The following is a 12,626-nucleotide window of genomic DNA, read 5'->3' as shown; positions in this document are numbered from 1 at the left end:
AGTCCATGAGTTCTCCCGAATCCGCATCGCGTCGCGTCGTCGTCGCAGCTCCTCGTGGCTACTGCGCCGGGGTCGATCGCGCCGTGGTCACCGTCGAGAAGGCGTTGCAGCAGTTCGGGGCTCCCATCTACGTTCGCAAGCAGATCGTGCACAACAAGCATGTCGTGAAGGGCCTGGAGGCCAAGGGGGCCGTCTTTGTTGAGGAACTCGACGAGGTACCCGCCGATTCCCTGGTCATTTTCTCTGCCCATGGAATTTCCCCGGCCGTGCGGGCAGAAGCCAAGCAACGCGGGCTGCGCACCATCGACGCCACCTGCCCATTGGTCACCAAGGTGCACCATGAAGCGAAAAGGTTCGCCGCCCAGCAACTTCCGATCCTGCTCATTGGGCATGCCGGCCACGAGGAGGTCGAGGGGACCACGGGCGAGGCACCTGACAACATCATCCTCATCCAGCATCCCGACGACGTCGACGATTTGGACATGCCAGCCAATCAGCCCGTCGCCTGGTTGTCACAGACCACCTTGTCTGTGAACGAGACCGAGGAGACCGTCCTGCGACTCAAGCAGAGATTCCCGAAACTGGTCGCCCCGCCCTCCGACGACATCTGCTACGCCACGCAGAACCGCCAGGATGCGGTGCGACAGATCGCATCCCATTCCGATCTGATGATCGTCGTGGGGTCCCGTAACTCCTCCAACTCGGTGCGCCTGTTGGAGGTCGCCAAGGAGGCCGGGGCCAAGGCCGCCTATCGTGTGGACGATGCCTCCGAACTCGAGGAATCCTGGTTTGCTGGTGTCGACACCATCGGGGTCACCTCCGGAGCCTCAGTTCCCGAGGCCTTGGTCGACGGGGTACTCGACCGGCTGGTCGAACTCGGTTACCCCCGGGCCGTGGAGGAACGACTCATTGAGGAATCCCTGTCATTTTCTCTTCCGCCCCAGTTGCGACGCCACGACACCCGCGATCGTAAACGCTGATGGTCAAAGCCCAGCCGTCGACGGCGAAGAATACCCCCGACACCCCGCACCAACTCGGGGACGTCGTCGACCAGGTCGCCGGATGGGTCGATCGTCTCGGGTGGGTATGGGTCACTGCCCAGGTCATCGAGTTGCGTCGTCGCGCGGCATCAATGCAATTCCTCACTCTGCGCGATATCACCGCGGAACGCTCCGCGACCGTCACATGCTCCACCACCGTTCTGGATTCGGCCGGTCCACTCGCCGAGGGCATGACAGTGCTCGCCCTGATCACCCCGACCGTATGGCAGAAGACATCACGGTTGTCCTTTCAGTGCACCGATCTACGCATCGCCGGTGAGGGCAGGCTACTGGCAGCCATTGAGGCGCTCAAGCAGAAACTGCGCGCCGAAGGCCTGTTCGACCCGATCCGCAAGAAATCCCTGCCTTTTTTGCCGAGCCGGATCGGTCTGATCACCGGAGCCGGATCCGCTGCGGAACGCGACGTTCTGACCAACATCACTCGACGCTGGCCGGGAGCAGATATTGAGGTGCGTCACAGCCTGGTCCAGGGTCCGCAGGCCGCCGCCGAGGTGATGACCACCCTCGCCGATCTCGACGCAAATCCATCAATCAAGGTAATCATCATCGCTCGTGGCGGTGGATCTCTCGAAGATCTCCTGCCATTCAGCGACGAGGGGCTAGTACGCGCCGTCGCGGCGGCCCGCACCCCAGTCGTTTCGGCTATCGGCCACGAACCCGACAACCCATTGATCGATCTTGCTGCAGATGTCCGGGCATCCACCCCGACCAAGGCAGCAGAGATCGTCGTCCCCGATGTGCTGGCCGAGCGCACTCACCTCGATACCGCCATCACCCGGCTTCGTCAACTGATTTCCTCGGTACTACGCGAGGAACATTCCTGGTTACAGATGATGCGCTCCCGCCCTGCTTTACGCGACCCGCTCACCAATGTGAGGGCCCATCAAGAATGGCTGAGCATCCACCAGGCACGATTAAACCGGGCCATCGATCAGCGCATCGCGTTGGAATCCACCGAACTCGGCCATGCCCTGCGAACAATGCGGGCCATGTCACCGAAGGCGACCCTGGAACGCGGTTACGCAATCATCGCCGATACCGAGGGCGAATCCATCACCTCGGCCCATGAGGTAACAGCCGGGAAGAAACTTCTCATCCACCTGCATGACGGGCGGATCCAAGTCGAGGTCAGCAACCAGAAGGATGACCAGTGAGTGAACCCGAACTCAGCTACGAACAGGCCAGAGAGCAACTCGTCGAGGTAGTTACTCGCCTCGAATCCGGAGGCGTACCATTGGCCGAATCCATGACCTTGTGGGAACGAGGCGAACAGCTGGCGAAGATCTGCCAGAGTTGGCTTGATGGCGCTACCGCGAAGATCGAAGCCGCCCGTGCCACCGACGGAATGGGGGACGGCGAGGCCTGAACTCAGCCCAGCACAGCCAGCAGGATCGCCACCCAATGGCATAGGGCGCCAAGCACCGTTCCGGCGTGGAACAGCTCGTGAAAACCAAACCAGGTCGGTGAGGGGTTGGGGGCCTTGCGTGCATAGATCACCGCGCCCACCGAGTAAAAGACCCCACCTAAGGCAATCATGATGACGATGGCGGCACCACCGGTAGCCCAGAACTGAGGAAGCCACAGCAGCGAGGCCCACCCCATCACCAAATAGAGCCCCACGTACAGGGCTCGCGGTGCTCCCATCCACAATGTCCGGAACAACACCTCGCCCAGTGCACAGACCCAGATGATTGACAGCAACGCCACCCGAGACCCGCCACCGAGCAGGGAGATCGCCAACGGGGTGTAGGTTCCAGCGATGAAGATCGCAATATTGGAGTGGTCGATGCGGCGTAGCACCGCCTTCACCCTGTCGCTCCACCGGCCCCGGTGATAGACCGCCGAATTACCGAACAACATCAAGGCAGTGAGGGTCCACACGGACACCCCGACACGGTCAGGCATCCGCTCGGCCAACACCAGCAGCACCAACCCGCCGATCAAACAAACCGGGACGTTGATCATGTGTAGCAGCCCCCGCAGCTTCGGCACCACAGTCTCGGCATGCATCGTCGATTGGATGTCGCCGTCTATGGTGTCCTCACTCAGCAGACCGGAGTCCAGGGTCTCAATGTGGTACTCGACATTCACATAACCTACGGTACCGTAGGTTATGTGTTCAGGAAAGAAGGCCACCGCACAGGGCAGCGCGGCAGACCAACCTTCTTTCTACCGCCACACAGAACCACGCAATGACAAGACAACCAACCCACGGACTCGGCAGAGAACTCCCATCTCGTGGTGTCTTAGCATCACTGCGGTTAGATTTGCCCCATGCGAACGGATGAGTTGCAGAGCCGGGTGATGGCGGCCTTGGATAGGTTCTCGCCCGGCAATCTGAGCTGGCTGTACCGCATCTACGAATCCCAGCTTCGCAAACAGATCCATCCCGGTATGCTGCCCGCCCACGTGGCCGTACTCGCCGACGGGAACCGACGGTGGGCCCGTACCAATGCCCCCGGCGAACCGTTGAAGATCGGCTACTGGGCTGGCGCCAACAAGCTGCGCCAGTTCGCCAGGTGGTGCGACGACATCGGCATCAAGGTGGTCACCTTGTGGGTGTTGTCCACCGACAATCTCAACCGTGCCGAATCCGACGAACTGCTTCCCCTGCTCGACGTCATCGTCGATCTGGTACGTGACCTGGCGGATTCCCGGCGCTACCAGGTGATGATTGTTGGCGACCTGCGGCTATTGCCCGGCCAAGTGGCTGCAGATCTGCAGGAGGCTGCCGAACGGACCTCCGGCATTGAGGGTATGCACATCAACATCGCCGTTTCCTATGGCGGGCGCCACGAGTTGACCGATGCCGTGCGTTCCCTGCTGACCGAGGAGGCTGGGAAAGGCACCACCCTGGCCGAACTCGCGGAACGCCTAGACATCGATCAGATCTCCGAGCATCTTTACACTAAGGGCCAGCCCGATCCAGATCTGATCATCCGGACCTCGGGCGAACAGCGCCTGTCCGGTTTCCTCATGTGGCAATCGGCTCATTCCGAGTTCTACTTCTGCGAGGCGCTGTGGCCCGATTTCCGCCGGGTTGATTTCTTCCGCGCCCTACGCGACTACGAGCACCGCGAGCGTCGCTTCGGTAAATGACGCATCATTGCGGCGCACCGCTCCTTCATCCCACTGCCGCGCACGACAAGATGCGTCAGAACCGGATCGGCATCCCATCGACGAGGTACCAACGGCGATGCGGTTCAGGCCGGGCGCGACTCAATGCTGGTGCGGCCAGAGGATCTCTCGCAGGTCGGCCCACTGGGTTATCGGCGCGACACACACCTGATCACGGCAGATATAGGCCGTGGGACCGTCAATCTCGGTGCGATTGTCGAACAACGTCCCGAATCCCGTTGCCCCGGCCGGACCTCGGACGACTAGTGAGCCCCAGGGGGCCAGGCGCCAAGCGGCCCGGTTAAGTTCGCCCATGACATCACCAGAGTCGTCGACCACGACGATCTGCGCCGGGCCAGTCCCCTTGGCAGCCTCAGAACGCGACAGCAGATCGGCGAGACCCCAGCCCGAATGCACCGGGTTGGCCACCAGCACGTGACGCAGCCGCATGGCCGCAGCATCCGCCCGCTCCGCCAGTTCCCTGCGCCCGGTTAGTTCCGCGACCTGACGCAGAGCGACGACCATCATTGAGGTTGCCGAGGGCATCGCATCGTCCTCGTAACGACGCGGGCGCTCGAAAAGGGTCTCGTCGGGCATCGAATCGTGGAAGCCACCGTCACCAGAATGGAACAGCTCGACCGCCCGGTCCATCAACTCCACGGCCCGCTCAATCCACACTGCATCACCCAGTGCACCGCCCAAGGCCAGGAAGCCGATCACTGCGGACGCGTAGTCCCCCGCCCCGCCATCGGAGCCGATCAGGAATTCACCGGCGCGCTCGACCGAAGAACGAGCCAGAAGACGTTCTTGCCCATCCCAGTGCACCTGCCACAGGTATCCGGCGATGCCGGTGGCCAATTCCAGCCATTGCGGATGACCGAAAACGATCGCGGCACGCACCAGAGATTCGACGGCCAACCCATTCCAAGCGGTAATCACCTTGTCATCAACAGCCGGGGCTGGGCGCTGAGATCGGGCCTCGCGCAAGGTGGCGAGAATTCGTTCCATTCGTCCGGGGTGCGGCAGTCCGTGATACTGGAGGGTCGATCGGCCACTGCCGTCGGTGGGTGCATGCGCGCCAGACGGCATGTTCCCGTTGAAAGTGACGTGGAAGACACCTTGGGCGAACCGGGAATCCTTGCCGAGGACCTCATCAAGCTGAGCCGGGGTCCACAGGTAATAGGCGCCCTCGACGCTGTTGCCCTGCTCGTCGAGGGATTCGGCCGATTGGGAGGATGCGAGCGCACCCGAGGGAAGTTGCATCTGCTGCATCCAGCCGACGATTCCGCTGGCTACCTTGGTGAAGAGTTCGTGCTGTTCGGTTCCGTCGTCCGGGGTGGCTCGCAGGAAACCGCGGGTGTAGGTGCCCAACAGCAGTGCATTGTCGCTGAGCATCTTCTCGAAATGCGGTACCTCCCATCCGGCATCGACCGCGTAACGGTGGAATCCACCGCCAACCCAGTCATGGATGCCGCCTCGGGCCATGCAATCCAAAGTGTAAAGCGCCCGGTCATTGGCCATCTGGTCACTGCGGACAAACAACGCATCGAGCAGGGCTGGTTGCGGAAACTTCGGGGCACCCAGCATGAAGCCCCCATGCTCGGAGTCGTACTGGGTGTGCACGTCGGTGACCAGGCGAGTCGGTGCCACTTTACGATCCTCAACATCGCGAATCGGGGGGTGATCCATGCCCTGGAGCCGCAACACGATGGTGTCCGCAGATTCGAGGACCTCAGCACGGCGGCTCTCCCAGGCGCTAGCGAGCGCATCAATGAACTGAGTGAAGGAAGGTTGTCCATCGCGGGGCTCGGGCGGGAAATAGGTTCCAGCGAAGAAGGGCTGCGCATCAGGGGTAAGGATGACGGTCATCGGCCATCCGCCTTGGCCAGTGAGAGCCTGGGTGACCCGCATCAATGCCTGGTCCACGTCGGGGCGTTCTTCACGATCGACCTTGATAGCGACGTAGTGCTCATTGAGTTCGGCGGCAACCTTCGGATCGCTGAAAGTTTCACGGGCCATCACGTGGCACCAGTGGCAGGCCAAGTATCCGACACTGACCAGCACCGGGACGTCGCGGCGGCGGGCTTCCTCGAAGGCCTCCGGCCCCCATTCGAACCAATCGACCGGGTTGTCCGCATGCAACTGCAAGTAGGGACTGGATGACTGGACGAGACGATTGGCCATGGGGGCAAGGCTACCGGCTCAGTTCACAACTCGACGTACATCGCTCCGCACAGCCCTGCATACCTGTCCGGATTCGCCGTCAGCACGATCACCTGCACCTTGTCACCGGCCACCGTCAGCGCATTCCACATCCGCCGTAGCCGCCGCTGGTCGGCGTGACCGAGGGCATCGTCGAGTACCACTGGCATCGGTTCCCCAGGCGCAACCAGACATGCGGCGGCAAGCCTCGCCAGAATGACAAGTTGTTCCTTGGCTCCGGTGGACAACGCGTCGAAACCCAGCCAGCAGCCGCCCAGATGACGTTCGGCAATCACGAGATTGGTGTCGATCCGCACATCAAATCCGGGGTCAGCGTGCAGTGCCCGGCCCAGTTCCACAATCTCGTGGCGGAAGGGTTCGACATAGCGGGCCTGGGCCTGTTCACGGTGGGCGAGCAAGGTTTCCTCTAGGAGCTTCGCCCGCTCGGCGCGCAGTTGCCAGGAATCTGCCTCGTCTCGTGCAGCCTCAGCCCTGGTGGCAGCCTCATCAAGGGCTGTTTGCAATTCGTCGGGAGCAAGTGCTGCCAACCGAGACTTCGCCTCAATACGGCGCCTGTCGGCCTCCCGGAGACGCTCGGTGAGCCCCTTGAGATTGTCTTCAGCCGATGTTGCATCAGCCTGCACCGCATCGGCTCCCAATTCGACGAGATGGGCCTCGGCCACCTGGTTACGTTCCTGTGCCACCTGCAGGTTTGCAGCCGCCCGCTGCTTTGCCGCTTGCAGGTCGTCGTCGCGGGTTTCCTGCCGGGCGGCATTGAGTTCGCTGACCCGTGACGCCAGTTCCTGATCGAGAATCTGCTGACGGCCTTGGAGATCGGCCAGCTCCCGGCACCGGAAGTTGGCCTTGGCTTCGGCGGCTTCCCGTGCGATGCGAGCCAAGTCCACGGCATCAGCACACCGGGCTCTTTCCTCGTCGAGGCAGGCCAGAGCCGCATCACAGTCAGGTAGATCGCTCGGGCTGGGTTCCCCGGACCAGGAATTGACCTGCGCAGTGAGATTCTCCAGTCTGTCCCGCAGTTGGGCCTCGGTGTCCCCATCCAGCAGGTCTTCTCGCTGCCGACTCAGTATCTTCCATTCAATACGCGCGTTGTCGAGCTCGGCCTTCAATCTCAAGGCAGCATCCATGTCGGGGGCTTTGATGATGGCTAGCATCTCGGCGAGTTCCTCATCGGCTTTCTCAGCTGCTGATCGCAGATCCTCGAAGGAAGCTGCCCGGATGGTGAGACGCACGATGCCGGGCACCTCGATCATCATGTTCGTGGTGACCGGACGTTCCAGGTCATTGGAGATCGGGGCTCCGTCGACCAGGATGGTGTCACTGCCCAGCATCTCAACACCTAGCCGGGCGCTGGCAGCCTCCAGTTTCCACTGCGCCTCGGCTGCAGTGACGCGGGCCTTCTCCAAGCGGGTGAAGAAGGCCTCGTCACAATCTTGGATCTGCTTGGCCTCCAGCAGGGCCATCTGCTGACGCAGTTCCTCGAACGAGGCAAGCCGCGAGGCGAGACGCTGTTTGTCTGCCAGTTTGACCAGATGATCGCGGCGTGAGCGAACCCTCTCGATACTCCTGGTGAGTTCACCCAATCGCCGGAATTCAGCCTCGTATTCCGCACGTCGCTGTGCAACGCCCTGCTCCAAGGCATCGACGTCCTGCTGGGCTTCCCGGATCGCAGACATGCTGTCGGTAATCTGCTGGCGGCGCTCATCAACCTGTTCGGTGAGTCGGAAGCGTTCCCGCCACGCGGTATCGGCCCGTTCTGCCTCCAATCCAGCTGACCTCACCGATTCCCCAGCGCTACGAGCGACCTCGACGGCATCGGTAACCCCGGCCAGGCGTTGATGCCATACCTCGACCTCCCGGCGGGCCCCGGCAACGGCCAAGTTCAGCTGCTCGTATCGTTGCTCTGCCTCGTCGACGGCCTGGCGCGCATCCTCCAGACCGGCGACGGCTTCCTCGGCCGCTCGCCATTCCGATGCGCTGCGCTCCACCTCGGTAAGCACCGATTGGTAGTCCTTGTTGGGTTTGCGGGTGGGAGTGAAGTACCGATTGACCTCCTCGGAAACCTTCGTCAATAGTTGCTGGGCGTCGTCGGAGATATCGTCACCTCCAGAGGCTGCATCGAGGGCACCGGACAGCACCCGGGAATCACCGAGGTGCCACGGGCCGGAACCGGCCACCTGCAGCAGTTGGAGGGCTCGCCACAACACCTCATCGTTTCGCGACCAAAGCTCGTCGAAGGCATTATTCGCCTGATCCCCAGCTAGTTTCTCCCCGGCGCGCGGACCCTCGACGAAACTCAGCGTGGTGGTGGGTTTGCGCAGCCACGTGCGAGACAGCACGACCCGGTGACCAGTGAGGGAGAACTCCACCTCGACGCTGACCCCAACATCCCGGCCCACTGGTTGTGCGACCCTGATCACCCGGCTTCCGGAGGTGTGTTTGTACCCAACAACCATACCGAGGGCCTCCACCAGGGAGGTCTTGCCCACCTCGTTGTCCCCAGAGATGATCACCACCCCGGTGTCGGGGAACTCCACTTCACGCTCGGCGACGCCCTTATAGTTGATCAATCGAATGCGGTGCAGCCTCATCGCACACCTCCCGCCAGCCGATACATCAGTTTGAGGGCACCAACTGCGGTGTCATCCCCAGCAGCAGCCCGAGCCGCGAGTTCATCGGCGGCCGTCTTGGCGAAACCACCAACCGGAAGGCCCGCAAAATCGTCGCCACCCGGGATGACCACCAGGTCGCTGTGCCGGGCCCAAGCTGTGAGGGAAGCGAAGACTTCCTTGTGCCGGTCGAGGATCTCATCCAGCCGGGCGGACTGGGCCATGTCGAGACTGCCCCGCAGGACGTGCTTGACGATGGTGCGCTCCCGATCAGACATGGCCGACAGCTGCGCATCAAGGACATTGAGATCGGCATCGGATTCCAGGTCGGCATCAACCAAGACATGTTCCCAGCGACCAACGACATGAGGTGTAACGGTGAGTGTTTCATCGCCAAGCTCGACTTCGAGGACCTTGCCAGGGCCTTTTTCCCGGAAGCTCGTCGATTCATGAGCACCGGGATAGTGAATGCGCCCGGAGTTGTCGGGCGGCCACATGATGTGCCGATCGCCCAAGGCTGCGTAGTGGATCACCCCGGCGTTCAGAGCCTGGTGTAGGGGTTCGGGGCGTACCACTGAGCCATCGGAGTCATCGGTGAAAGTGACCCCGCCCAGCATGCCATGTCCGACGAGAATCCGTATCGATCCTCCCGGAGCCAGGCCGCCGAGAGCCCCGGCGACGGGGTCGGCCTCGGGGTGTTTTCCCGTCCACGGGGCGGCAACGAGCTCGATGCTCTCACTTACCCGGTGGATGCCGGGGGTATCGAGAACATGGACCGAGCCGGGAAGACCCTTGGTGAAGGCATCGCGGCTCCATACCGATCCCGGACCCAAGTGGTCGTGGTTGCCCGGCAGCAAATACACCGGAACCCCCATCTCGCCCAGTGCCCCGGCTGCTCGTGCGAGATGGGCATCGGGCAGGTTGGAGTGCTCGAAGACATCGCCTGCCACCACCACAAACTCGGCACCGAGACGACGAGCCAGCTCACCAATGCGCCGCACAGCGTCAACGCGGTCGGCAGTGAACCTCGCCTGAGCCTCGGGTGGCAGGTAGTGCCTGGTCATGCCCAGCTGCCAATCGGATGTGTGGATGAAACGAACCATGGTCACCTTCCTGGGCTCCTCGGCGAAAACCTAGCCGCATCCACCGACAATTCCGCTGGTACCACGCACCGGAATTGTCGCAAACCACGCTTAGGGCTCCCAGAGTCGTGCAGGATCGGGAGCCTGTGGTGGATCCGGGCGCAGCCCGGCGAACAGATCGTCCTCAGGAATAACCGTGGGCACCGCTGAATAGACCAGCTGCCAGTCCTCGGTAGGCCAAACGGCCCGCTGGATCTCCAGAGGTACCGCAAACCACATACCATCGGGATCAACCTGGGATGCGTGGGCCCGCAGGGCATCGTCGCGCACCTCGAAGAACTCCCCGCACTCCACCCGGGTAGTGATGCGGTGCTCATAATTGCGGTCCTGCCACATCTGGAGCCGCTCGCCGTAGGGAGACTCTAGGTCGTTGGCACGCATCCCCGCGTCGAGGGCCGCAAACCGGCGTCGGTGGAAACCGAACTGGTAGTACATCTTGGGCACCCGCCACGCATCCCCCAACTCTTGGGCATGCCCAGGATCGGCGGCCTGACCAAGAGCTGCGATAGTAATCCGGTTGCACTGCACATGATCGGGATGCGGATAGCCACCGGATTCGTCATAGGTGGTGATGACATGAGGCCGGAATCTCCTGATCACCTCAACCAAGGGCCGGGCAGCCTCCTGCGGATCCAAGGTCGCGAAACAGCCCGCGGGCAGCGGGGGAAGAGGGTCTCCCTCGGGAAGCCCGGAATCTTCAAAGCCCAGCGCGACATGCCTGACCCCCAGGATCTCCCGGGCAAGATGCATCTCTTGCTCCCGGATCGAGGTAATGTTCTCCCACACATCAGGGCGATCCATCTTCGGGTTGAGAACCGATCCGCGCTCCCCGCCGGTGCAGGTGGCAACCATCACCTCGATACCCTCACTGACGTAGCGAGCGGTCGTCGCGGCCCCCTTCGACGACTCGTCATCAGGATGGGCATGCACGTGCAGCAGCCGCAGCCTCGACCCATCGGCAGCACGCGCAGAACTGGAAATGGTCATACCCACCATTGTGCCCACCCCGACCGCACCAGCAACAAACGACCACGCACAATCACGGCCCCGGGACAGGACGGCTCCCATCGGCACATGAGGCACGCCGAACAGCAGACGACACGAGCGCGGCACAGTGGTGCATGTTGCTCAGAGAGTGTGATCAGAAAACAGCATTCGATACGACCAAACATCAAAACTTGCCACCAAGCCACGCCAGGAACGAGGATCTCGGCTCCCATTCTGGTAACGTCGGCACGACCTTCCATCGGCGGGCACAAAGAATCTGCCGACTATTTAATGCAGGATCATTCGAGCGATCACTGCCAGATCACGACCACCAGAATTCTTTTCTCCGTGATTTTGACCGCTCCACAATGAAATATTATCAGCATCAAGTTACCAACAAATCTTCCACACCTGCGACAAATCGGCGACCCTTGTCTTCGAAGGGCAGAACCTGAAGAACATGGCGAGCTGCTTAGCAAACAGTTTCTCCGTCGTCTTAATCAATTTCTCCGAGAATGAAAGATATCAAGGAAGTGGCCGACAAGTCGTTGCTTTCCGACGGCTACTGCACCAAAAAGATCGGCTCAGCAACAAAGAGAACCTCGAAGGTAGCATCCCGAAACCCTAATACACAACCACTCACGCGAAACGGGAATGATTTTCTTGTGTCACACGAATCATTTCGTCGCATAATCTCCCAGGTTTAATGTCACGATCACGCCCGTCGGAATTTCCCTGGGCCGTGTCGACGGCAGGCTTGATGGGCACCCTAAATGAGACAGGCACGACCGCCATACCAGCGGCACCTTCCGCAACGGAACCCGGCGAAGACATTGGCCGCTGGTCTTCCCCTGACCGCCCGCAGGTTAGACTGGAGCAATGGCTGAACACGAGACCATCTGGCTGACCCAGGACGCCTTCGACAAGCTGAACGCAGAACTCGAAGACCTCAAGGAGAACGGGCGTCCTGGCATCGCCGCGAAGATCGCAGCCGCCCGTGAGGAGGGCGACCTGTCCGAGAACGGTGGCTACCACGCCGCCCGCGAAGAGCAGGGCCAGATGGAAGGACGCATCCGCCAACTCGAACAGATGCTGCGCAACGCCGAGGTCGGAGAAATCGCCGAGGATTCCGACCAAGTGAGCACCGGCACATTGGTGACCATCGCCTATTTCGACGATGCCGACGACACCGAAACCTTCCTGCTCGGTTCACGCGAGATGCTGGGGCTCGACAACGACATCGAGACATCCGTGTTCTCCCCCCAGTCACCACTAGGTGCTGCGGTACTTGGAGCTAAGAAAGGCGAATCGGTCACCTACACCGCCCCCAACGGCAAGGACATCAAGGTGACCATCCTGGAAGTCGATCCCTTCCGGGGCTGATCCAGGCGACGATTCTCGGACGGCACAGAAACCGGAGCGTATAGTACGGATCAGAAACGCGAAGAGGCCGTGGCTGCTGTCAGCCCGAATGCGCCACGGCCTCGCTT

The 12,626-nt window shown here is 61.6% G+C and carries 10 protein-coding genes; 5 read left to right on the top strand and 5 right to left on the bottom strand.

The genetic code is table 11. The features are described 5' to 3' along the window. The first annotated feature begins 5 nt into the window (after positions 1 to 5). Genes HMPREF1531_RS07800 through HMPREF1531_RS07790 form a run of 3 tightly spaced genes read left to right on the top strand, consistent with a single transcriptional unit; the run spans position 6 to position 2,427 of the window. Positions 6 to 980, top strand: coding sequence for a 4-hydroxy-3-methylbut-2-enyl diphosphate reductase (locus tag HMPREF1531_RS07800; RefSeq protein ID WP_036898744.1), 975 nt, complete (start codon positions 6 to 8; stop codon positions 978 to 980). After that, a complete protein-coding gene (gene xseA / locus HMPREF1531_RS07795) occupies positions 980 to 2,215 on the top strand; it encodes an exodeoxyribonuclease VII large subunit (protein WP_016669396.1) in 1,236 nt (411 codons plus the stop codon). The genes HMPREF1531_RS07800 and xseA overlap by 1 nt, the downstream gene beginning before the upstream one ends. Further along, positions 2,212 to 2,427, top strand: a complete 216-nt coding sequence (locus tag HMPREF1531_RS07790) for an exodeoxyribonuclease VII small subunit (RefSeq protein WP_016669395.1) — start codon at positions 2,212 to 2,214, stop codon at positions 2,425 to 2,427. Before xseA ends, HMPREF1531_RS07790 begins: the two co-directional genes overlap by 4 nt. Before the next feature lie 2 nt (positions 2,428 to 2,429). Here HMPREF1531_RS07790 and trhA read toward each other — a convergent pair whose 3' ends face one another. Continuing rightward, positions 2,430 to 3,071 (bottom strand): PAQR family membrane homeostasis protein TrhA, encoded by a 642-nt coding sequence (gene trhA, locus HMPREF1531_RS07785; RefSeq protein ID WP_036898741.1) that lies wholly within the window; start codon positions 3,069 to 3,071, stop codon positions 2,430 to 2,432. Between the two features lie 264 nt (positions 3,072 to 3,335). Here trhA and HMPREF1531_RS07780 point away from each other — a divergent pair, with 264 nt between their 5' ends. Beyond that, positions 3,336 to 4,160 (top strand): isoprenyl transferase, encoded by an 825-nt coding sequence (locus HMPREF1531_RS07780; protein ID WP_036897525.1) that lies wholly within the window; start codon positions 3,336 to 3,338, stop codon positions 4,158 to 4,160. Positions 4,161 to 4,280: 120 nt separating this feature from the next. On the opposite strand, the gene HMPREF1531_RS07775 is transcribed toward HMPREF1531_RS07780, so the two are convergent. From HMPREF1531_RS07775 to mca, 4 genes are all read right to left on the bottom strand, one after another. Continuing rightward, positions 4,281 to 6,362 (bottom strand): thioredoxin domain-containing protein, encoded by a 2,082-nt coding sequence (locus HMPREF1531_RS07775; RefSeq protein ID WP_016669392.1) that lies wholly within the window; start codon positions 6,360 to 6,362, stop codon positions 4,281 to 4,283. A 23-nt stretch (positions 6,363 to 6,385) separates the two neighbouring features. Then, positions 6,386 to 8,989: an AAA family ATPase gene (locus tag HMPREF1531_RS07770; RefSeq protein WP_016669391.1), complete on the bottom strand. Its 2,604-nt coding sequence runs from the start codon at positions 8,987 to 8,989 to the stop codon at positions 6,386 to 6,388. Continuing rightward, positions 8,986 to 10,110, bottom strand: coding sequence for a metallophosphoesterase family protein (locus HMPREF1531_RS07765; protein WP_016669390.1), 1,125 nt, complete (start codon positions 10,108 to 10,110; stop codon positions 8,986 to 8,988). The genes HMPREF1531_RS07770 and HMPREF1531_RS07765 overlap by 4 nt, the downstream gene beginning before the upstream one ends. A 90-nt stretch (positions 10,111 to 10,200) precedes the next feature. Further along, positions 10,201 to 11,145: a mycothiol conjugate amidase Mca gene (gene mca, locus HMPREF1531_RS07760; protein WP_016669389.1), complete on the bottom strand. Its 945-nt coding sequence runs from the start codon at positions 11,143 to 11,145 to the stop codon at positions 10,201 to 10,203. Positions 11,146 to 12,015: 870 nt separating this feature from the next. Here mca and greA point away from each other — a divergent pair. Then, positions 12,016 to 12,519 (top strand): transcription elongation factor GreA, encoded by a 504-nt coding sequence (gene greA, locus HMPREF1531_RS07755; protein WP_016669388.1) that lies wholly within the window; start codon positions 12,016 to 12,018, stop codon positions 12,517 to 12,519. The last annotated feature ends 107 nt before the right edge of the window (positions 12,520 to 12,626 follow it).

Origin of the sequence: Propionibacterium sp. oral taxon 192 str. F0372, assembly GCF_000413315.1 — a bacterium.
Taxonomy (GTDB): domain Bacteria; phylum Actinomycetota; class Actinomycetes; order Propionibacteriales; family Propionibacteriaceae; genus Brooklawnia.
Note: the sequence above shows the minus strand (reverse complement) of the source record. Positions and strands in the feature narration are given on the sequence as shown.

Coding starts and splice junctions, on each gene's coding strand:
- HMPREF1531_RS07800 (WP_036898744.1), top strand. CDS start 6: ATGAGTTCTCCCGAATCCGCATCGCGTCGCGTCGTCGTCGCAGCTCCT.
- mca (WP_016669389.1), bottom strand. CDS start 11,145: ATGGTGGGTATGACCATTTCCAGTTCTGCGCGTGCTGCCGATGGGTCG.
- HMPREF1531_RS07770 (WP_016669391.1), bottom strand. CDS start 8,989: ATGAGGCTGCACCGCATTCGATTGATCAACTATAAGGGCGTCGCCGAG.
- HMPREF1531_RS07780 (WP_036897525.1), top strand. CDS start 3,336: ATGCGAACGGATGAGTTGCAGAGCCGGGTGATGGCGGCCTTGGATAGG.
- xseA (WP_016669396.1), top strand. CDS start 980: ATGGTCAAAGCCCAGCCGTCGACGGCGAAGAATACCCCCGACACCCCG.
- HMPREF1531_RS07765 (WP_016669390.1), bottom strand. CDS start 10,110: ATGGTTCGTTTCATCCACACATCCGATTGGCAGCTGGGCATGACCAGG.
- greA (WP_016669388.1), top strand. CDS start 12,016: ATGGCTGAACACGAGACCATCTGGCTGACCCAGGACGCCTTCGACAAG.
- HMPREF1531_RS07775 (WP_016669392.1), bottom strand. CDS start 6,362: ATGGCCAATCGTCTCGTCCAGTCATCCAGTCCCTACTTGCAGTTGCAT.
- trhA (WP_036898741.1), bottom strand. CDS start 3,071: ATGCATGCCGAGACTGTGGTGCCGAAGCTGCGGGGGCTGCTACACATG.